This window comes from Pseudomonas sp. SWRI22, assembly GCF_014268395.2.
GTDB lineage: Bacteria > Pseudomonadota > Gammaproteobacteria > Pseudomonadales > Pseudomonadaceae > Aquipseudomonas > Aquipseudomonas paracarnis.
Genome location: NZ_JABWQK020000002.1, coordinates 676,408 through 697,361, shown reverse-complemented (window position 1 = coordinate 697,361; position 20,954 = coordinate 676,408). Strand labels below are relative to the sequence as shown.

The 20,954-nt window shown below is 61.3% G+C and carries 19 protein-coding genes; 8 read left to right on the top strand and 11 right to left on the bottom strand.

Annotation, left to right across the window (positions count from 1 at the left end):
* Positions 1-14: 14 nt before the first annotated feature.
* The 7 genes from flgK to HU730_RS20520 form a co-directional block, all read right to left on the bottom strand.
* On the bottom strand, positions 15-2,060 hold the full coding sequence (gene flgK / locus HU730_RS20550; RefSeq protein WP_034126776.1) for a flagellar hook-associated protein FlgK: 2,046 nt from the start codon (positions 2,058-2,060) through the stop codon (positions 15-17).
* Positions 2,061-2,070: 10 nt separating this feature from the next.
* Entirely contained in the window at positions 2,071-3,330 is a 1,260-nt protein-coding gene (flgJ, locus tag HU730_RS20545) for a flagellar assembly peptidoglycan hydrolase FlgJ (protein WP_034126775.1), read from the bottom strand.
* 4 nt (positions 3,331-3,334) lie between these two features.
* Positions 3,335-4,444, bottom strand: coding sequence for a flagellar basal body P-ring protein FlgI (locus HU730_RS20540; RefSeq protein WP_161793221.1), 1,110 nt, complete (start codon positions 4,442-4,444; stop codon positions 3,335-3,337).
* A gap of 6 nt (positions 4,445-4,450) precedes the next feature.
* Positions 4,451-5,146 carry a flagellar basal body L-ring protein FlgH gene (gene flgH / locus HU730_RS20535; RefSeq protein ID WP_034126774.1) on the bottom strand — a complete coding sequence of 232 codons (696 nt, stop codon included), beginning with the start codon at positions 5,144-5,146 and terminating at the stop codon, positions 4,451-4,453.
* A 52-nt stretch (positions 5,147-5,198) separates the two neighbouring features.
* Positions 5,199-5,984, bottom strand: a complete 786-nt coding sequence (gene flgG, locus HU730_RS20530; protein ID WP_003192986.1) for a flagellar basal-body rod protein FlgG — start codon at positions 5,982-5,984, stop codon at positions 5,199-5,201.
* Positions 5,985-6,046: 62 nt separating this feature from the next.
* The gene (locus tag HU730_RS20525; RefSeq protein ID WP_003192988.1) at positions 6,047-6,787 is read right to left on the bottom strand and encodes a flagellar basal body rod protein FlgF; all 741 of its coding nucleotides are present in this window, start codon (positions 6,785-6,787) and stop codon (positions 6,047-6,049) included.
* Positions 6,788-7,114: 327 nt separating this feature from the next.
* Positions 7,115-8,677 (bottom strand): sigma-54-dependent phenylalanine hydroxylase transcriptional regulator PhhR, encoded by a 1,563-nt coding sequence (locus HU730_RS20520; RefSeq protein WP_034126773.1) that lies wholly within the window; start codon positions 8,675-8,677, stop codon positions 7,115-7,117.
* 255 nt (positions 8,678-8,932) lie between these two features.
* Between HU730_RS20520 and phhA the strand changes: the two genes are divergently transcribed.
* From phhA to HU730_RS20505, 3 genes are all read left to right on the top strand, one after another.
* Entirely contained in the window at positions 8,933-9,724 is a 792-nt protein-coding gene (gene phhA, locus HU730_RS20515; RefSeq protein ID WP_003192992.1) for a phenylalanine 4-monooxygenase, read from the top strand.
* Positions 9,725-9,822: 98 nt separating this feature from the next.
* The gene (locus tag HU730_RS20510) at positions 9,823-10,179 is read left to right on the top strand and encodes a 4a-hydroxytetrahydrobiopterin dehydratase (protein WP_003192995.1); all 357 of its coding nucleotides are present in this window, start codon (positions 9,823-9,825) and stop codon (positions 10,177-10,179) included.
* A complete protein-coding gene (locus HU730_RS20505; RefSeq protein WP_096143467.1) occupies positions 10,179-11,372 on the top strand; it encodes an amino acid aminotransferase in 1,194 nt (397 codons plus the stop codon). The genes HU730_RS20510 and HU730_RS20505 overlap by 1 nt, the downstream gene beginning before the upstream one ends.
* Positions 11,373-11,550: 178 nt before the next feature.
* Here the strand turns inward: HU730_RS20505 and HU730_RS20500 are convergent, their stop codons facing one another.
* On the bottom strand, positions 11,551-12,360 hold the full coding sequence (locus tag HU730_RS20500) for a UDP-2,3-diacylglucosamine diphosphatase (protein ID WP_054898652.1): 810 nt from the start codon (positions 12,358-12,360) through the stop codon (positions 11,551-11,553).
* Positions 12,361-12,497: 137 nt separating this feature from the next.
* Between HU730_RS20500 and HU730_RS20495 the strand changes: the two genes are divergently transcribed.
* Together HU730_RS20495 and HU730_RS20490 are read left to right on the top strand one after the other, a co-directional pair.
* Positions 12,498-13,247: an AraC family transcriptional regulator gene (locus HU730_RS20495; RefSeq protein ID WP_103452155.1), complete on the top strand. Its 750-nt coding sequence runs from the start codon at positions 12,498-12,500 to the stop codon at positions 13,245-13,247.
* Positions 13,248-13,347: 100 nt separating this feature from the next.
* Positions 13,348-14,229, top strand: a complete 882-nt coding sequence (locus tag HU730_RS20490; RefSeq protein WP_186527793.1) for a DMT family transporter — start codon at positions 13,348-13,350, stop codon at positions 14,227-14,229.
* A gap of 2 nt (positions 14,230-14,231) precedes the next feature.
* Here HU730_RS20490 and HU730_RS20485 read toward each other — a convergent pair whose 3' ends face one another.
* Positions 14,232-14,519, bottom strand: coding sequence for a SelT/SelW/SelH family protein (locus HU730_RS20485; protein WP_186527792.1), 288 nt, complete (start codon positions 14,517-14,519; stop codon positions 14,232-14,234).
* An 83-nt stretch (positions 14,520-14,602) separates the two neighbouring features.
* Between HU730_RS20485 and HU730_RS20480 the strand changes: the two genes are divergently transcribed.
* Positions 14,603-16,792, top strand: coding sequence for a patatin-like phospholipase family protein (locus HU730_RS20480; protein ID WP_034126768.1), 2,190 nt, complete (start codon positions 14,603-14,605; stop codon positions 16,790-16,792).
* Positions 16,793-16,922: 130 nt separating this feature from the next.
* Here the strand turns inward: HU730_RS20480 and HU730_RS20475 are convergent, their stop codons facing one another.
* Both HU730_RS20475 and recQ read right to left on the bottom strand, forming a co-directional pair.
* Positions 16,923-17,357 carry a MarR family transcriptional regulator gene (locus HU730_RS20475; protein ID WP_003193007.1) on the bottom strand — a complete coding sequence of 145 codons (435 nt, stop codon included), beginning with the start codon at positions 17,355-17,357 and terminating at the stop codon, positions 16,923-16,925.
* 121 nt (positions 17,358-17,478) lie between these two features.
* The gene (gene recQ, locus HU730_RS20470; RefSeq protein ID WP_014719373.1) at positions 17,479-19,608 is read right to left on the bottom strand and encodes a DNA helicase RecQ; all 2,130 of its coding nucleotides are present in this window, start codon (positions 19,606-19,608) and stop codon (positions 17,479-17,481) included.
* A gap of 276 nt (positions 19,609-19,884) precedes the next feature.
* Between recQ and HU730_RS20465 the strand changes: the two genes are divergently transcribed.
* Both HU730_RS20465 and HU730_RS20460 read left to right on the top strand, forming a co-directional pair.
* Positions 19,885-20,472 carry a YecA family protein gene (locus HU730_RS20465; RefSeq protein WP_034128344.1) on the top strand — a complete coding sequence of 196 codons (588 nt, stop codon included), beginning with the start codon at positions 19,885-19,887 and terminating at the stop codon, positions 20,470-20,472.
* Between the two features lie 20 nt (positions 20,473-20,492).
* Positions 20,493-20,876 carry a YbaN family protein gene (locus tag HU730_RS20460; RefSeq protein WP_019818414.1) on the top strand — a complete coding sequence of 128 codons (384 nt, stop codon included), beginning with the start codon at positions 20,493-20,495 and terminating at the stop codon, positions 20,874-20,876.
* The last annotated feature ends 78 nt before the right edge of the window (positions 20,877-20,954 follow it).

Genomic DNA, 20,954 nt, shown 5'->3' with positions numbered 1-20,954 from the left:
CGTCCCAGACTCCCTTAAAGACTATTGATCAGCGTGCTGAAGGTTTCTTGCGCAGCCTTGATGATCTGCGACGAGGCGGTGTAGTACTGCTGGAATTTGATCATGTCGCCCGCCTCTTCATCGAGGTTGACCTGGGACACGGAGTTGCGCGCATCCTGGTTGGCCTTGAGCAAGGCGCCCGTGGCCGTGGTGTCGGTATTGGCCGACGCGGCCTTGGCCCCGACGGTCGACACCAGGCGACTGTTGGCCGCCACCAGGCTCACTCCGCCGCCACTGCCATCGGACAGGCCGACGGTGGCTTTGGTCTGCAGGTCGAGCAACGCCTGGGCGTTACGGTTATCCGACTTGCCCGAGGCGTTGAAGGAAAACGTGGTGCTGTCGCCAGCGGCGGGCGACCCGGCGACCGTGGTATCGAACTTGAAGCTTTTGGCCGGCACCAGCAGCGTGCCGTTGGCATCCCGCATCGGTACATCGACCGTGATTTTGTTGCCTTGGCCCGGCACGATGGTGCCGGTGCCAATCGGGTTGCCCTGGGCATCGTTGAGCGTGTAGCCCTGGGTGCCGTCGGCGGCCGGCTTGCCGAATACCATCTTCACTGGCATCGAGTGCTCAATGCCGGTACGCAATTGCGCGGTATCGGCGCCACCATGAATATCGATAGGCAGGGTCAGGGTCGGCGGTGTAAAAGTGCCGGTACCCTGGTTGGTCTTGCTGCCCTCGCCCAGCAATGGCCCGGCGAACGCGATTTTATTGGCGTCCGTCAAAGTCGTGCCGATGTTGGTGGCACCGCTGGCGGTAGGGCTGACTTTGAAACTATCGCCCGCCGCCATCGGCCCCTTGCCATCCAACGCCAGGGTGAACCCATCGATCACCGGCGGTGGCGCGGTATTGGTGTCGAACGCGCCCATGGCCTTGCCGTCGGAACGCACCACCGTGTAGTTGTTGCCGCTGGTAAAGGTCACTTTGTAGTCGTAGGTCGACAGCTTGCTGGTGTCCGCAATGGTCACATTCAAATTGCCGGAGCCCGTGCTGTTGCCCAGCGCGCCCTGACTGCGCTGAGCAATGGCCGCCGCGCTGTTGATGTCCTTGAACAGCGATGAGCCGAAGTCACCGTTCAAGTCCAGGCCCTGCCCCAGTTGGCTGTTGATGGTATCGGCTGTCGCCAGGGCAATACGCCCCAAGTCATTGATGGCCGGCATCAGGGCATCACTGCGATAACGCAACAGGCCGCCGATGCTGCCCCCACTGAGCACGTTGCCCAGATCGATCGCCGTACCGCCGCCAGCATTGAGCGCAATGGTGTACTGGCTTGGGTCGCTAGCGCTCGGCACTGCCGAGAGGGTGTTGGACCGGTCGCCCAATACCAGGGATTGGCCCGTGCCGGTGCTGACGCTGAACACACCATTCTGTTCACTGGTGGTCACACCCACCAGTTCATTGAGCGAGCGCACCGCCTCGTTACGGGCGTCCAGCAGGTTGGCCGGGGCGCTGTTGCTTGAGCCCTGGGCCTGGGTGATCTGCTTGTTGAGCGAAGCAATCGAGGAGGTCAACTGGTTGACCTGGTCACTCATGGTGCTCAACTGGCCATTGATCGACTCTTTCTGTTGAGTCAATTGGCTGGAGATGGCGTTGAAACGGTTACTCAGGGTCTGGGCGCTGGTCAGCAGCACTTGCCGGGCAGACACGTCGCTGGGGTTGGCCGCGGAGGTCTGCACAGCGGCAAAAAACGCGCTGAGCACCGAAGACATGCCGGTTGTTTTGTCCGACAAGGTCTTGTCGATGGCGCTGGCCTGGCTGGAATAAGCCTTGGCATCGTTATTGAGCGCCGTGCTGTTCTGGTAGGCCGCGTCCAGGAACTCGTTATAGACCCGACGCACATCCGCCAGCGTGGTGCCGCTGCCAATGTACACACCGCCGTAGGGGTTGTTGGCACTCGCATTCTGCGTGGTCTGCTGGCGCGAATAACCCGAGGTGTTGGCGTTGGCGATGTTATTACTCAAGACCGACAACGATCCTTGAGCGGCATTGAGCCCTGACATCCCGATACTGAGCAAACTCATGGTTCAGACCTTATAAATGTGTGGTTGCGCCAGCGGCAGCGTAGTTCTGGTAACTGTTCATGTTTTTTGCGATCTGCGAAATCTTGCTGGCGTAATCCGGGTCGGTTGCATAACCGGCTTTTTGCAACTCGCGTACAAACTGTTCCGGGTTGTCGGCTGATTTCACAACTTCTTTATAGCGATCATGGCTTTGCAGCAGGGTCACGAGGTCGTGGAAGCTGTCCTGGTAGGAGCTGTAGGAACGGAATTGCGCCGTTTCCTTGACCATCGCCCCATCGCGAAACTCGCTGGTGATCGCCCGGGCCTGACCGCCCTGCCAGCTCTGCCCGGCCTTGATGCCAAACAAATTGTGGCTGCTGCTGCCGTCCTCGGCGCGCATGACTGATTTGCCCCAACCGGTTTCCAGTGCCGCCTGGGCCACCAGGTACTTGGGGTCGATACCAATCCGTGCGGCAGCGGCCTTGGCCATCGGCAACATGGTGGCGACAAATTCATCCTGGGAGCTGAAGGCTTTCTTGGCCGGCGCCAGCGGTGGCTGGGCAATGGCGCGGCCATACACCTGCATGCGCCCGCTCGGCACGGCAAAGCTACGCGCGCTGCTGTTGATGACCGTGTCGTCGGCAGCGCTGTTACGCAGGGGCGCGGATTTGGCTTCGACCGGAGCGTTCGGCACGATACCCGCCAGCAGGCGGTCGGCCAGCTTGCTGGGCAAGGCGATACGACGCTGGTTCATCAGTTCCATGTCGTTGGCATGGGTGCTGGCGCCCTCAGGCACGGCCACGCGATACGCCCACAAAGGCCGCTGTCCATTGGAGCGGCCCAACGGGCCTTCGGCCTGGGTACCGGCGGCAATCTCGGTCGGCACATCGACTTTCTTCACCGGCGCATCCGCCGCCGGGCCTTGCAAGGTGGCGGCCTGAGCCTCCACCGGCTTGTTCTTCTGCATCTGGCGCATCAGCACATCGGCCAGGCCGATACCGCCACCTTCGCGGGACATCGACACCGCCAGTTGCTGGTCGTACATTTCCTGGTATTGCTTGGCGGCCGGGGTGTTCAGCGGGTTGTCCTTGCCCAGGGCCTCGGTGGCCGAACGCATGGACTTGAGCATCTCGTTCAAAAACAGCGACTCGAATTCCTGCGCCACTTTGCGCAGGTTGCCTTCGCTGTTTTTGTCGTCACCGACCTTGAGCTGGTTAAGCCGGTTCAGGTCGGAGTAAGACCCCGAGTCCGCCGTGCTGCTGATGCCGCTCTTGCGCATATCCATGGCCATGGCCTCAGATCACGATCAGGTCGGCTTGCAACGCGCCGGCCTGCTTCAAAGCTTCGAGGATCGCCATCAAGTCGCCGGGCGCAGCGCCCACCTGGTTCACCGCACGGACAATCTCGTCCAGGGTGGTGCCGGGGCCGAACTTGAACATCGGCTTGGCTTCTTGCTGGGCATTGACCCGCGAGCGCGGGACCACGGCAGTCTGGCCACCGGACAACGGCCCAGGCTGGCTGACGATCGGGTCTTCGGTGATGGTCACCGTCAGGCTGCCGTGGGTTACCGCCGCTGGCGAGACCTTGACGTTCTGGCCGATCACGATGGTGCCGGTGCGCGAGTTGATGATGACTTTCGCTACGGCCTGGCCTGGGTCCACTTCAAGGTTTTCCAGGATCGACAGGTAGTCCACGCGCTGGCTTGGGTCCAAAGGCGCAGTGACGCGAACCGAGCCGCCGTCGATGGCCTGGGCCACGCCAGGGCCGAGCATGTCGTTGATCTTGTCGACCACGCGCTTGGCGGTGGTGAAGTCGGAGCGGTTGAGGTTCAGGGTCAGGCTGTTGCCCTGGTTGAAACCACTCGGCACGGTGCGTTCAACCGTGGCGCCACCGGGGATACGCCCGGCCGACGGCACGTTGACGGTGATCTTCGAGCCGTCGCGGCCTTCGGCGTCAAAACCGCCGACCACCAGGTTGCCCTGGGCGATGGCGTAGACGTTGCCGTCGATACCTTTGAGCGGCGTCATCAGCAAGGTGCCGCCGCGCAGGCTCTTGGAGTTACCCATGGACGACACGGTAATGTCCACCACCTGCCCCGGCTTGGCGAACGCGGGCAGATCGGCGCTGATCGACACCGCCGCGACGTTCTTCAACTGCACGTTGCCCGAGCCTGGCGGTACCTTGATGCCGAACTGGGAGAGCATGTTATTGAAGGTTTGCAGGGTGAACGGCGTCTGGGTGGTCTGGTCACCCGTGCCGTTGAGCCCCACGACCAGGCCATAGCCGATCAACTGGTTGGAGCGCACGCCGGAAATACTGGCGATGTCCTTCAGGCGCTCGGCCTGGGCCACAGCACTCAAGGCCAGCAAAAGCGCCATCGCCATCAGCTGTTTGAACTTCAAAATGGCCACCTAGAAAGGGAACAGCGGGCTGAGGAAGAAGCGGTCGAACCAGCCCGGCTGGCTCGCATCGGCAAACGAACCGGTGCCCGAGTAGGTAATGCGTGCATCGGCAATGCGCGTCGACGGCACGGTGTTGTCGGTGGAGATGTCATCGGCGCGTACCATGCCGGCGATGCGCACCAGCTCGTCGCCGGTGTTGAGGGTCATCCACTTTTCACCGCGCACGGCAATGATGCCGTTGGGCAATACATCGGCGACGGTCACGGTGATCGAACCGGTCAGGCTGTTGCCCTGCCCGGCCGCGCTCTTGCCGTTGGTGGCGCGGTCGCCGCTGTAGCCGGCGTCCAGGCTCAGGTCACCACCGCCCAGCGGGTTGTTGGTGTTCAGGCCGCCGCCGAACAGCGAGGTCAGGCCGATGCTGGTCTTGCTGTTCTTGCCGATCTGCGAGTTGGCGTTCTTGCTGGCCTGGGTCTTCTCGTTCAGGGTGATGGTGATGATGTCACCGACCCGGAACGCCTTGCGGTCGCTGTACAGGTTCTGCTCGAAACCGGCCTGGTAGATCGAGCCATTGTTGGCCGCCGCCGGCAGCGGCGTGCGTGGCAACACCGGCGCGTAGTACGGGTCATTGGGCTTTGGCGTGGGGGCGACACAGCCCGCAAGCACGGCGATCCCACTCAATGCCAACACACAAACATAGCGATTCATGACCCTAACCTCACGGTGTTGCAGGCACCCTCAAGGGCGCCCCATAGACTGATTACAGATTCTGCGTAACGAACGAAAGCATCTGGTCGGCGGTGGAAATCACCTTGGAGTTCATCTCGTAGGCGCGCTGGGTGGTGATCATGTTGACCATCTCCTCAACGGTGCTGACGTTGGAGGTTTCCAGGGTGCTTTGCAGCGTGGTGCCGAAGCCGTTCAAGCCAGGGGTGCCGATTTGCGGCGCGCCACTGGAGGCGGTTTCCAGGAACAGGTTGTTGCCCATGGCCTGCAGGCCGGCCGGGTTGATGAAGTCGGCGGTTTGCAGGTTGCCGATCACCTGGGACGCTGGGTTGCCAGCGACGGTGATGGACACGGTGCCGTCGTTGCCGACGGTGAAGGTCTTGGCGTCGGGCGGCACCACGACAGCAGGCTCCAGGGCGAACCCGTTGGCGGTCACGATCTGGCCGTTGGAGTCCAGGTGGAAGGTGCCGTCACGGGTGTAAGAAGTGGTGCCATCCGGTTGCAGCACTTGAAAAAAGCCCCGGCCGTTGATCGCCATGTCCAGGGGCTGGCCGGTTTGCTGCAGGTTGCCGGCGCTGAAGTTTTTCTGGGTGCCGACGATCTGCACACCGGTACCCAGTTGCAGGCCCGACGGCAGTTCGCTGTCCTGGGTCGATTGGGCGCCCGGTTGCTTCTTGATCTGATAGAGCAAGTCCTGGAACTCGGCGCGGTCACGTTTGAAGCCCGTGGTCGACACGTTTGCCAGGTTGTTGGAAATGGTCGTCAGGTTGGTGTCCTGGGCGGACAGGCCTGTCTTGGCAACCCATAGAGCCGGAAGCATGCTGTTCTCCTTCGTGCGCCGGATGGTTGGCGCTGCGTTGCAAATTAGTTAATGGGCTTGGATCAGCTCATCTGCATGACGCGCGTCATGGCCTGGTCGTCTTCTTTAGCGCTGTTCATCATCTTGATATGCAGCTCGAACTGCTTGGCCAGCGCCAGCACTGCGGTCATTTCTTCCACGGCATTGACGTTGCTCGCCTGCAGGAAACCCGAGGTCAGCCGCACGTTCGCGTCGGCCTGGGCCGGTTGGCCATCCTTGGTGTGGATGGTGCCGTCCAGGCCCTTGGTCATGTTCTTGAGGTCAGGCTGAACCATCTTGATACGGTCCACTTCCGCCATCACCCGCGGACCTTCGCCCATGGCGCGGATACTGATAGTGCCGTCCGAACCCACTTCGATTTTCTGCTGGGGCGGCACGGCGATCGGGCCACCGTTGCCCATGATCGGCATACCGTTGCCGGCCCGCAGCACGCCCAGGGCATCCACGTTCATGCTGGCGCTGCGCACGTAGGCTTCGCCGCCATCGGGGGTCTGCACCGCCATCCAGCCGTCGCCGCTGACGGCTACGTCCAAGTCGCGGCCGGTTTCGATCATCGCGCCCGGTGAAAAGTCGGTAGCCGGACGTTCGGTCATGGCAAACGCCCGCGCCGGAAAGCTGTCACCGAACACCGGCATCGAACGCGCCTGTTCCAGGTCGCGCTGGAAGCCGTTGGTGGAAATGTTCGCCAGATTGTTGGCATGGGCCTTCTGCGCCAGTGCATTCTGGCTGGCGCCGGTCATTGCCACATAAAGGTACTTGTCCACGCTCTATCCTCTTTCTGACGGACGCTTGCCGCCCACCGCTGTACTGAGGAGGCTTAAGCAATTTGCGAACCAACTTTTTAAATGAGGCTAAAGTCCAGGCGGGGCAGGGGTTTCGTGGAGTAGCTGAAAGAAGTGAAGGGAGAAACAGTCGAAAAAACGGCGGACTACTGCCGCCTGCGGCAAACACCGGCCTGGAAAACGACAAAGATCAAATGTGGGAGCGGGCTTGCTCGCGAATGCGGTGGCTCAGTCACTGATATGTTGAATGACCTACCGCATTCGCGAGCAAGCCCGCTCCCACATTTTTGGCCGCGTTGAATCAGCGAACTATTTATCGGCCTTGAGCACTTCGTAATCACGCAGTTTGTTGGCAATGGTGGTGTGCGACACCCCCAGGCGCTTGCCCAACTGGCGACTGCTCGGGTGTTCGGCGTACAGGCTTTCCAACACCGCCTTTTCAAAGCGCCCGACGATATCCTCCAGGCTGCCATCCAGGGAAAAATCACCCAGCGGCTGACGCACGCCGTAATCGGGCAAGCGAATATGCTCAACCTTGACCGTACCGCCCTCACACAACGACACCGCCTGGAACAGCACGTTTTCCAGCTGCCGCACGTTGCCCGGCCAGTGGTAGTGGCTGAGTTTGTCCATAGCGGCGGGGGCCAACTTGGGCAGAGGGCAACCGATCTGCCGGCTGGCCTGGTCGAGAAAGTGCTCGACCAACGGCGCAAGGCCATCCAGGCATTCGCGCAACGGAGGGATATGCAACGACAGCACATTCAGCCGGTGATAAAGGTCCTGACGAAACTCACCCCGGGCGCAGAGTTCCGACAAATCTACCTGGGTCGCGCAGATCACCCGCACGTCCAGGTACACCTCTTCATCACTGCCCACCCGGCGAAAACAACCGTCCTGCAGAAAGCGCAGCAGCTTGACCTGCAAGCGCGCGCTCATTTCTCCCACGCCATCGAGAAACAAGGTACCGCCCGCCGTCAGCTCAAGCAGGCCCAACTTGCCTTCGGCCCGCGCCCCTTCAAATGCGCCGGGGCCATAGCCAAACAGTTCAGTCTCGGCCATCGACTCGGGCAACCCCGCGCAGTTGAGCGCCATCAACGGCGACTGCCCCCGCGGGCTGGCCAAGTGGCAGGCCCGGGCCAACAGCTCCTTGCCGGTGCCGGTTTCGCCTTCTATTAATAGTGGCGCATCCAGCGGCGCCATGCGTCGCGCTTCACGCACCACTGCGGCCATGACCTTGGAGCTCTGGAAGATGCTGTCGAAACCGCGCAGCTCTTGCTTGCGCACGTTATAGATACGCTCACCGACCCGGTCGGCACGGTGCAGGGTGAGCACGGCGCCGGCCATGGCTTCACTGTCATCGTGCTCGGAGGATTGCAGGGGCGCGATGTCCGCCAGAAATACGTCACCCTTGACCTTGACCCGCAGGCCATTGATTCGTGACTTGCTGGCGCGCACCAGTTCCGGCAGGTCAAAATCCTCGGCATAACGCGACAGGGGAATCCCCGGCACTTCATCTACCCGTACGCCAAGCAACTGCGCCGCCGCACGGTTGGCGGCCACGATGGAGCCGCCCATATCAATGGACAGCACCGGGAATTCCAGGGCGCCGAGCAACGCATTGAGCTCCATATGCCGCCGCTCGCTGGGCATCAGCCCTACCCGCTTGACCCCGAACACCCCGGCAATCGCCTCGAACTGCGGGCGCAACGCCTGGAATTGCATGTTCACCAGGTTGGGGCAGAACAGGTAGATGGCATTGCCGTGCTCGCCGCCGACTTCGCCCTTGGCGACGTTGACGCCGTACTCCACCAGCAGGTTGAGGATGTCCCGCAGGATGCCGATGCGGTTTTGGCAGTGCACTTTGATACGCATGGAAAGACTCGAAAAGGGAGTAGGCGCCGCGGCTTTTTGTCGCTGGGCGCAGATAGTCGTCAAGATTATGTGACAGCGCGGTGACTTTTCCCAGCCCATGGCTGCGACGAGCGGCCTACCGTAACGAATACTTTACGATAATCGGTAATTTTTCCTACGCTAGTCCGTTAAGGCTGATGGAAACCGGCGCCTATCCGGTTATCAATAGGAGCATCCCAGGACATAACAAGAACGAATGCCTAGCAGGAGAGCCGTATGAAGCAGACGCACTACGTGGCCCGCGAGCCCGATGCGCAAGGTTTTATCCACTACCCGCCAGAAGAACATGCGGTGTGGAACACCCTGATCACTCGCCAATTGAAAGTGATCGAGGGCCGCGCCTGCCAGGAATACCTGGACGGTATCGATAAGCTCGGCCTGCCTCTGGACCGCATTCCCCAGTTGGGCGAAATCAACAAGGTGCTGGCCGACACCACCGGCTGGCAAGTCGCCCGCGTGCCGGCGCTGATCCCCTTCCAGACCTTTTTTGAATTACTGGCCAGCAAGCAGTTTCCGGTGGCGACTTTTATTCGCACCCGTGAAGAATTGGACTACCTGCAAGAGCCGGATATTTTTCACGAGATCTTTGGCCACTGCCCGCTGCTGACCAACCCCTGGTTCGCTGAATTCACCCACACCTACGGCAAGCTCGGCCTGGCGGCCACCAAGGAGCAACGGGTGTACCTGGCGCGCCTGTACTGGATGACTATCGAGTTCGGCCTGGTGGACACGCCCCAGGGCCGGCGTATCTACGGTGGCGGCATTCTGTCGTCGCCTAAAGAAAGTGTGTATTGCCTGTCGGACGAGCCCGAGCACCAGGCCTTTGATCCGCTGGAAGCGATGCGCACCCCCTATCGCATCGACATCCTGCAACCTTTGTACTTCGTATTGCCCGAGCTCAAGCGCCTGTTCGACGTGGCGCAGGAGGACATCATGGGTATGGTGGAGCGCGGTATGCAGTTGGGTCTGCACGCACCGAAATTCCCACCCAAGCCCAAAGCCGCGTGAACCTTGCGTTTTAAGGCCAGGTGAGTCTGTTCCCTGGCCCCGCGTTGCTTTAGGGTAACGCCACTGACCTTCAATCATTCGAATTCAGGACACCTTCCATGACCACCTTGAACCAAGCCCACTGCGAAGCCTGCCGCGCCGATGCCCCGCAAGTCAGCGATGAAGAACTGCCGGTGCTGATCAAGCAGATCCCTGACTGGAACATCGAAGTGCGCGACGGCGTGATGCAGCTGGAAAAGGTTTTCCTGTTCAAGAACTTCAAATTCGCCCTGGCCTTCACCAACGCCATGGGTGAAATCTCCGAAGCCGAAGGCCATCACCCAGGCCTGCTCACCGAGTGGGGCAAAGTCACCGTGACCTGGTGGAGCCACTCCATCAAGGGCCTGCACCGCAACGACTTCATCATGGCCGCGCGCACCGACGAAGTGGCCAAGACCGCCGAGGGCCGCAAGTAATGCATTTCGATGCCATCGACCGCGTGCCCGGCGACCCGATCCTAGGGCTGATGGACCTGTATACCCAGGATGCCAACCCGAACAAGTTCGACCTGGGCGTAGGGGTCTATAAGGACGACCAAGGCCTGACGCCGATTCCTCACTCGGTGAAACTGGCGGAACAGCGCCTGGTCGACACGCAAGTCACCAAGACCTATATCGGTGGCCATGGCGATGCAGCCTTCGGCAGCCTGATCAGCCAACTGGTGCTCGGCGCCGACTCGGCCTTGCTGCGTGACCGCCGCGCTGGCGCCACACAAACCCCAGGCGGCACCGGCGCCCTGCGCTTGAGTGCCGACTTTGTCGCCCACAGCCTGCCGGGCCGTGGCGTGTGGCTGAGCAACCCGACCTGGCCGATCCACGAAACCATTTTTGCCAAGGCCGGGCTCAAGGTCAGCCATTACCCTTACGTGGGCAGCGACAACCGCCTGGATGTGACGGCGATGCTGGCAACCCTGTCCAGCGTGCCCAAGGGCGACGTGGTATTGCTGCACGCGTGCTGCCATAACCCGACCGGCTTTGACCTGTCCCAAGATGACTGGCGCCAGGTCTTGCAGATCGTGCGTGAACGCCAGTTGCTGCCGCTGATCGACTTCGCCTACCAGGGCTTTGGCGATGGCCTGGAGCAGGACGCCTGGGCGGTGCGCCTGTTTGCCGCCGAGCTACCGGAAGTGCTGATCACCAGTTCGTGCTCGAAAAACTTCGGCCTGTATCGCGACCGCGTGGGTGCATTGATCGTCTGTGCGGCGGATGCCGAAAAGCTCACCGATGTACGCAGCCAACTGGCGAATATCGCTCGCAACCTGTGGTCGACACCGCCGGATCACGGTGCCGCCGTGGTGGCGACCATCCTCGGTGATGCACAGCTGAAAAAGCAGTGGAGTGAGGAAGTCGAGGCCATGCGTTCGCGGATCGCCCATTTGCGCGCAGGATTGGTGGAAGCGCTTGCACCCCATGGCCTGGCCGAGAAATTCGCACATATCGGCGCGCAGCGTGGGATGTTTTCCTATACCGGCTTGAGTGCCGAGCAGGTCAAGCAACTGCGCGAGAAGCACAGTGTGTATATGGTCAGTTCGGGGCGGGCTAACGTGGCTGGGGTTGATGCGACGAGGCTGACGTTGCTGGCTCAAGCCATCGCCGACGTCTCCAACTGAGCAACAGGATTAACTGTGGGAGCTGGCTTGCCTGCGATGGCGGTGGTTCAGTTGCAGATTAATTGCCTGACCCGCCGCCATCGCGGGCAAGCCCGCTCCCACATTTGAATCGTGGGGTGTCAGGTAGATCAGCGTCGGCTGTCAGGCCGTCACGGGAGCAAGCTCCCTCGCCACAGGTTCAGCCAGCGACCATTTCGGCCTTTAGCATTGCTTCTTTGGCCTGCGCATCCGCCAACCGATACAACTCGATATGCCCATCCCAGTGCTCGATCAAGGCCGTGCACGACTCCACCCAATCCCCGCAGTTGAGGTAATCCACCTCGCCCACCTTGCGAATCTCGGCATGGTGAATATGCCCGCACACCACCCCGTGCAATTCCCGCTTGGTCACCTCGTGGGCAATCGCCTCTTCGAAATCGCTGATAAAACTCACCGCCGTCTTGACCTTGTGTTTCAGGTACGCCGACAGCGACCAATAACCGTAGCCATACCGCGCACGCCAGTGGTTCAGCCAGCGGTTCAGCGTCAGGGTGAATTCGTAGGCCGAGTCGCCGAGGAAAGCGAGCCAGCGGTGATAGCGCGTGATCACATCAAACTGGTCGCCATGAATCACCAGCAAATGGCGGCCATCGGCGGTGACGTGCACAGCCTCATCGACCAATTGGATATTGCCCAGGATCAGCTTGGAATAGCGACGCAGGAACTCGTCATGGTTGCCGGTGACATAGATCACCTCGGTGCCACGCTTGGCCATGGTCAGCAAGCGGCGGATCACGTTGGTGTGGGCTTGAGGCCAATACATGCCGCCGCGCAGTTTCCAACCGTCGATGATGTCACCGACCAGGTAGACCTTGTCGGCGTGGTAGCCCTTGAGAAAGTGCGACAGGTGTTCGGCCTGGCAATCCCGAGTGCCCAGGTGCACGTCGGAAATCCACAGGGTTCGCACCCGTTGCTTGCGGCTGGGCTTGGTGAACTCGGCACGGGTCATGGGCATCCCTCGACGCTGTTTTGGCGAGCTTGCGCCTTGGCGATTAATAGCCCATGACAAGCGTGCGTCAGTCTGATGACAGCGCCCGCGGCCCGCCAAGCGTTGTAGACTGACGGCTTGCCGCCCTGGAGACCGCGATGAGCCCGACCCTCACGCTACGCCACTACCTCGAAGCGCCCATTGCCCACAGCCATGACCATGCGCAGTTGGTGTTCGGCCTGTCCGGGCACCTGGACCTGGAAGTCGATGGCCGTGGCAGCCAGGTGCGCGAAAGCAGCGTGATGGTGCTGCCCTTCTCCACCCATCATGCCTGCATCAGCCGCGATGGCAGCCGCTGCCTGGTGCTGGATGTACCGACTGAGCACTGGGTGGTGCAATCCTTGGGCGAACATGCCGACGCCAGCCGCCGCTTGCTCGACCAACCCGCGCGCCTCGCGTTGGATGCCCGGCAACACCAGTTGGTGCAGTGGCTGGCACAGAGCCCGGTGCACGACCCACTGATCGTCCAGCAAGGCGCCGTGTTGTTACTGGCCAGCCTCAACCACCCTCAGGCCCAACCGCTGCCTGGCCGGCGTCTGCCTTATGCCGCGTTCAATAGCCATATCGAGCGCCATGCGGCGCGTCCGCTCCAGGTGGCCGACCTGGCACGGATTGCCGATTTGTCCGTGCCGCGCCTGCATGCACGGTTTATGGCGGAGTGCGGGCAAACGCCGATGGACTATCTACGCAGTCGTCGCTTGCACATGGCGCTTAGGCTTTTACGCGAAACCTCCCTGCCCATCGGCGAGATTGCCGAGCGCGTCGGCTACGCCTCGCAAAGTGCATTTTGCGCGGCCATGCTTCGGGCGTTTGGCGCCTCGCCCGGTGCATTGCGTCGAGCGGGCTAGCAAGAGTCTTGCGCTAAAAATCACCCCACCCGCGACAGACGCCCATTCTCCAACCCTCTAGACTGCGAGGCTGTCACCCCCTGTTGGATCAAGGATCGCAATGACTCCCCGCTCAGCCCTTGGCGCCCTGCATATCGGCGCATTGATGTTTGGCCTCACCGGCGTGTTCGGCAAGCTGGCGGCGGCCTCCCCCGCCATCATCGTATTTGGCCGGGCGGCGTTTGCCGTGCTGGCACTGGCGGTCTTTGCGCGCTTTGCCAGCAACGCTCCCTGGAAAAAACTGGAGATGCGTGACTGGCGCCGGCTGCTGGTCAGCGGCGTGTTGTTGGCTGCCCATTGGGTGACGTTCTTTATCGCCGTCAAAGTCGCGGGTGTGGCTGTGGCGACCCTGGGGTTCACCGCCTTTCCGGCCTTTACGGTGATCCTTGAGGGGCTGATTTTCCGCGAGCGTATTCGGGCCAATGAAGTGCTGCTGGTGATGCTGGTCACCGTTGGCCTGGTGCTTGTGACCCCGGATTTCAACCTCGCCAGCGAAGCCACGGGCGGCCTGCTATGGGGCATCGTCTCGGGCCTGTTGTTCTCGTTGTTGTCGCTGAATAATCGCGCCAGTTCCGGGCGCATTCCTGCGGTACAGGCCGCGCTGTGCCAGAACGTCGTGGTCGCCGCGTGCCTGCTGCCCGTGGCCGCGCCGGGGTTGGCGGATGTGCGAGGGATAGATTGGCTGTGGATCGGGCTGCTGGGGGTGTTTTGTACCGGCCTCGCCCACAGCCTGTTTGTCGCCAGCCTTGCCGTAATCAAGGCGCGCACCGCTTCGGTGGTGTTTGCCATGGAGCCCGTCTACGGCATCACCGTGGCCTGGCTGCTGTTTGCCGAAACCCCGACCCTGCGCATGCTGCTGGGCGGCGCCTTGATCATCGTCGCCATCGTGCTCTCCGGCCTGATGGGCAGCGCCAGCCAGGCCAAGCAACCGGCGCCGGCCTGACTTCAGACGGTACGGTCGTTATGCCCGAGGTCGCGCTGGGGGGCGATCTGGTCGCGCACTCGCTGCTTGAGCACCTTGGCCTCGGGAAAACCGCCATCGGCCTTGCGCTCCCAAATCTGCACGCCATCGCAGGTAATGCGAAAGGCCCCGCCGGTGGCCGGTTCCAGTGCCACGCGCCCCAAGTCATCGGCAAAGGTGCTGAGTAGCTCCTGGGCCAGCCACGCGGCGCGCAGCAACCACTGGCACTGGGTGCAATAGGTGATAACGATCTCGGGTTTGCATGCAGACATCATTAAGCGGCTCCTGGCGTAACAGGCTCAGCGAATCGGGTGGCTATAATAGCGGCCTTTGTCGCCCAGCCACGAGATTGATGATGCGCCGCCTGCTGTCTTGCCTGTTCCTGTGCCTTGTCCCCCTACTTGCCGACGCGGTAGAAGCCCCCCGCCCGAAAATCGGCCTGGTGCTGTCCGGCGGGGCTGCCCGTGGCCTGGCGCATATCGGTGTGCTCAAGGCGCTTGAAGAGCAAGGTATTCATATCGATGCGATTGCCGGCACCAGCATGGGCGCGGTGATTGGCGGGTTGTACGCGTCAGGCTACAAGATCGACGAGCTGGAGAAGTTGGCGCTGGGTATCGACTGGCAGCAGGCCCTGTCCGACGCGCCACCACGTGAAGACGTACCGTTTCGGCGCAAACAGGATGACCGGGATTTCCTGGTCAAACAAAAACTCAGTTTCCGCGACGATGGCAGCCTCGGCCTGCCGCTGGGCGTGATCCAGGGCCAGAACCTGGCACTGCTGTTGGAAAGCATGTTCGCCCACAGCAGCAACACACGTAATTTCGACAAGCTGCCGATCCCATTCCGCGCCGTGGCCACCGACATCACCACCGGCGAAAAAGTGGTGTTCAGCAAAGGCCACCTGCCCCAGGTGATACGCGCCAGCATGTCGATCCCCGCGGTGTTCGCCCCGGTGGAGCTGGATGGCCGCCTGCTGGTAGATGGCGGCATGACCGACAACATTCCGTTGGATGTGGCGCGGGAGATGGGCGTCGATATCGCCATCGTGGTCGACATCGGCACCCCGCTACGCTCGCGCAAGCAATTGGCAACCGTGGTGGATGTGCTCAACCAGTCCATCACCCTGATGACCCGGCGCAACTCCGAAGAGCAGCTCAAGGCCCTGAACCCCAAGGATGTGTTGATCCAACCACCGCTGGCCGCGTATGGCGTCACCGACTTTGGCCGCGCCAAGGACATGATCGACGCTGGCTACCGCGCCACCCGTGCCCTCGACGTACGCCTGGCACACCTGCGCCCTGCCGAACCCATCGACGCCGACCTGGTAGCCGCGCGCACGCCGGGCGAACGCACCCCGGTGATCACCGCGATCCAGGTGGAGAACGACTCCAAGGTCAGCGATGATGTCATCCGCTACTACATTCGCCAGGGCCTGGGAGAACCTTTGAATCTGGGCCGCCTGCAATCGGACATGGGCACCCTGTACGGCCTGGATTACTTCGAGCAGGTGCAATACCGCGTAGTGAAAAAGGGCCAGGACAACACCCTAGTGATCAGCGCACGCGGCAAGCGCAGCGGCACCGACTACCTGCGACTGGGCTTGAACCTCTCGGATGACATGCGCGGTGATAGCGCCTTCAACCTCGGCGCCAGTTACCGTGTGAACGGCATCAACCGCCTCGGCGCGGAATGGCTCACACGGGTGCAGATTGGTGACCGGCAGGAGCTCTACAGCGAGTTCTACCAGCCCATGGACACCGGCTCACGCTACTTTGTGGCCCCCTATATCAGGGCCGAGGCACAGAATGTCGAGCTGATCCTGGACAACGACCCCATCTCCGAATACCGCCTGGAACGCTATGGCTTTGGTTTGAATGTGGGCCGGCAGATCGGCAACAGCGGCGAGATCCGCTTTGGCGTGGGCGAAGCCTGGGGCAAGGCGGACGTGCGCATTGGCGACCGCGACCTGCCGAGCGTGAGCTTCAGCGAAGGCTTCTATGAACTCAAATATTCCTTCGACTCCCTGGACAACGTGTACTTCCCCCACAGCGGCGAAGACATCGGCCTGGCCTTTCGCGAGTTCGAACCCGGTTTGGGCTCCGACCAGCGCTATCGCCAGTGGGAATTCAAGCTGGACAAGGCCATGAGCCACGGGCCGGACACCTTGATACTGGGCGGTCGTTACGGTCGCACACTGGATAATTCGGATGTGGTGATTTCCAGCTTCCTGCTGGGGGGCGCACGGCAATTGTCGGGCTTCCGCCAGGATGCGATTTCGGGGCAGAACATCAGCCTCATGCGCGCGGTGTACTTCCGCAGGCTCACCCCACGCTCTTACCTGCCGCTGGACTTCCCGTTGTACCTGGGTGCATCCCTGGAACGGGGCCGGGCGTGGAACAACGATAACGAGTTCGACAGCGGCTATATCAACGCCGCGAGTATTTTCCTGGGGTTTGATACACCACTGGGGCCGCTGAATTTCAGCTATGGGTTCAATGATGATAATCAGAAGGCGGTGTACTTGAACCTGGGCCAGACGTTCTAGGAAAGGATTGCCAAGGACTTTTGTAGGTGCGAGCTTGCTCGCGAAAAACCCACAGACGCCGCGTTTATTCAGGAAGCCCGCGTTATCGTTGGCGTTTTTCGCGAGCAAGCTCGCTCCTACATTTTGCAGATCAGGACTTTTCCAGGTTCGCCAGGATGTGCTCATGCACCCGCATGCACACCCGCAGGTCTTCTTCATTCACGCCCACGAACAATTCATGGCGCAACGCCGTGGCAATGGTTTCGATCTGGTCGATCAACGGTTGGGCGGTGTCGCACAGCAGGATACGTTTGGCACGACGGTCTTCCACTACGGCCTGGCGTTGCACCAGGCCCTGGCCCTCGAGGCTGTCGAGCAGACGAGCCAGGGTGGGCCCTTCCACGCCGACACTTTGGGCCAATTCACGCTGGGTGGGTGCTTCGACAAAACGGGCCAGGTGCAGCAGCACCAACCAGCGCGCCTGGGACAAGCCCAGCCCCGCCAGGCGGCGGTCCAGTTCGGCGCGCCAACCTCGCGACATTTGCGCCAACTGCATGCCAAAACGGTGTTGATCGGTTAACGGCATAAAAAACTCGTGTTTAAGACTGAAAATAAAGTATGGCTAATTATTAGTCAGCTAAGCATGAGGCCTGCCCATAGGCAAGGCCCGCTATGTACTGATTCGTTACATTGTCGTAATTGGCACACTAAATTTCGAATTCAGACTGCAAAGCGGCACGCACGCAGTACAAAACGCCTTCCGGAACACGCCCGGTAAACAACGGCGCAATTTCGGTGACAGCTGGCAATTCGCCTTCTCCATCGAGAAAGGCGTCCTGGATTTCACCGAGCAAATCCTCAGGTAAATCAAGGGCCTGCTCCAGGGACAATTGCTGCTTGCCGATGGCTTCGGCAAGCAAGGTGTACACGTTTTTTTCCGAGCATTGCAGTTGGCCTGCGATCTGGATCGGGGTCATGCCGGCACGGGCCAGGCTGATCAGTTCGTGGCGAATATCGGCGATTTCCTTCGGCGCTTCGGCCTGACCGCCGAGCACTTCCAGGAAGGCCTGGCCGTAGCGCTCCAGTTTACGCGCGCCCACACCGCTGACCCGGGCCATCTCGGCCATGGTGGTGGGCTGCTCGCGGAGCATCTCCAGCAGGGTGGAGTCGGGGAAGATAACGTAGGGTGGCACGCTGTGCTCCTGCGCCAGTTTGCGCCGCAGGGTGCGCAAGGCTTCCCATTGTTCGCGCTCTTCACCCCGCACCAGTTGGCTGGCCTGGCTGGTGCTGCTGCTTTTGGCGGTGGTCTGCGGCTTGAGGTCACGGCGCAGTTCCAGGCTCACTTCGCCCTTGAGCAACGGCCGGCAACTGTCATTCAGCCGCAGCCCGCCGTAGCCTTCGATATCGATGTCGACAAGCCCACGGGCAACCATCTGGCGAAACAGCGAACGCCACTCACCTTCGGCGCGAGCTTTACCGACACCGTACACCGAGAGTTTTTCGTGGCCGAAGCTGCGGATTTTTTCGTTGTCCTTGCCCAGCAGAACATCCACCAGATGGCCCACGCCATAACGCTGGCCGGTGCGATAGATCGTCGACAACGCCTGGCGCGCCGGTTCGGTGGCGTCCCAGGTTTGCACGCCGTCGATGCAGTTATCGCAGTGGCCGCAGGGCTCAGGCATGTCTTCGTCAAAATACGCCAGCAGGGTCTGGCGGCGGCAGCGGGTCTCTTCGCACAACGAAAGCATGGCATCGAGCTTGTGCTGCTCCAGGCGCTTGTGGCGCTCGTCGCCCTCGGAGTTCTGCAGCATCTGCTTGAGCATCACCACGTCTTGCAGGCCGTAGACCATCCAGGCATCCGCCGGCAGGCCATCGCGGCCGGCACGCCCGGTTTCCTGGTAATAGGCCTCAAGGGACTTGGGCAGATCCATGTGCGCCACGAAACGCACGTTGGATTTGTCGATGCCCATGCCAAAGGCAATGGTCGCCACCATGATCAGGCCTTCCTCGTTCAGGAAGCGTTTCTGGTGCGCTGATCGGGTTTCATTGGGCAGGCCGGCATGGTAAGGCAGCGCCGGGTAGCCTTGTTCACAGAGGAACGCCGCGACCTCGTCGACTTTCTTGCGCGAAAGGCAATACACGATGCCCGCGTCACTGCGCCGCTCGGACAGGAACGCCAGCAACTGCTTGCGCGGCTGCTCCTTGGGCACGATGCGGTAGAAAATATTGGGCCGGTCAAAACTCGACAGGAAGCGCTCGGCGTTCTGCAAATGCAGGCGCTCGACGATCTCTTCGCGGGTGCGCTTGTCGGCGGTGGCGGTCAGGGCGATACGCGGCACATCGGGAAACAGTTCTGCCAATTGGCCAAGCTGCAGGTATTCGCGGCGGAAATCGTGGCCCCATTGCGACACACAGTGGGCTTCGTCGATGGCGAACAGAGCGATCTCAAGGCTCTGCAAAAAGGCCAGCATGCGTGGCTGCACCAGGCGCTCCGGCGCCAGGTAAAGCATTTTAACCTCGCCACGCTTGATGCGTGCAGCCAGGTCGCGCTGCTGCTCGGCGCTGAGGGTGGAGTTCAACGACGCGGCGGCGACACCGAGTTCTTCAAGGGTGGCGACCTGGTCGTCCATCAACGCGATCAGCGGCGACACCACCACGGCCAGGCCATTGCGCAACAGCGCCGGCACCTGGAAGCACAGCGACTTGCCACCACCGGTAGGCATCAGCACCAGGGCATCGCCGCCACTGGCCACGCGCTCAATGATCGCACCCTGGCGGCCACGAAAACTGTCGTAGCCGAAGATGTCCTTGAGGACGCGTTGAGCCTGCTCGAGCATGTAAAACTCCAAAATGGTGCCGAAATCCCTCAATACAGGCTGGCCGAAAATATCCGCGCTCACGAAAAATAATCCGTAAGCGAAGTTTTCCCGGATTGGCGCTGGGCCTGCTGGGGCATCACAAAACGCGGCAGTATACCCGAGCGTTATCCACCAAAGGGCGCGACTGACGAATAGACGCACCAGGCTAAAACCGGGCAAATATGCCGTGCGGCTGGCCTGGGCGCTCAAGAAAGCCTAGAATTCAGCATCGTTTATTCCCAAGGTAGCCCTTCAATGTCCTTCGCTGAGCAACTAACCCGCCTGCAAGCCTTCCTCGACGCCGATGAGCTGCATGACGAGGCGCTGGACTACGTGGCCGCCCACGGCTACCTGACCGCCCTGTCGATCTGCTCCGACCCCGTCCCGGACCGTGAATGGATCGACGCGCTGTTCGCTGAAGAGCCTCATTACAGCGACGCCGCCCATCGCGAAGAAATCGAATCCACCCTGATCGCCCTCAAGGCCCACATCGCGCGCCAACTGGCCTCCGACGAAGAGTTCGAGCTGCCGTGCGAGCTGGACCTGGGCGACGATCCGGATGACTCCGACCTGCGCGGCTGGTGCATCGGTTTCATGGAAGGCGTGTTCCTGCGCGAAGCCGCCTGGTTCGAAACCGCCGAAGAGGAAGTCAGCGAAATGCTGCTGCCGATCATGGTCGGTTCGGGTCTGTTCGAAGAGGAAGCAGAGTTCTCCGACATCGCCGCCGACGCCAACCTGATGGACGACATGATCGTGCAGATCCCGGAAGCCCTGACCGCGCTGTACCTGCTGTGCAACGCGCCTGACGAAAAACCGGCGATCCTCAAGCCACGTCACCACTGAGTCGCTTGCCCGTGGAACCCATGGGCAACCGTCCACTGCTCCTGCGCTATGCGCTGCTGGCCATCGGCTGGCTAAGCGTAGCGCTGGGAGTCATCGGTATTTTCCTGCCGGTACTCCCGACCACACCCTTCCTGCTACTCGCCGCCGCCTGCTTCGCTCGCAGCTCCCCGCGCTTCTACCACTGGCTGGTGGAACACCCGCGCCTGGGGCCCTGGGTGCGCGATTACCTGGACGGCAATGGCATCCCGCTCAAAGGCAAGGTCTACGCCATCGGCTTGATGTGGCTGAGCATCTCGATTTCCTGCTACCTGGTACCACTGCCATGGGCACGGGGCTTTATGCTGACCAGTGCGGTGCTGGTGACGATCTACATCCTGCGCCAGAAAACCCTGCCGCCACGCTGAGCGCCGCCTGCGACATTCGATCCCACACGACCTTGGTCGACACTGACTAACACCAGGCATCATGCGAGACTGTCCAAC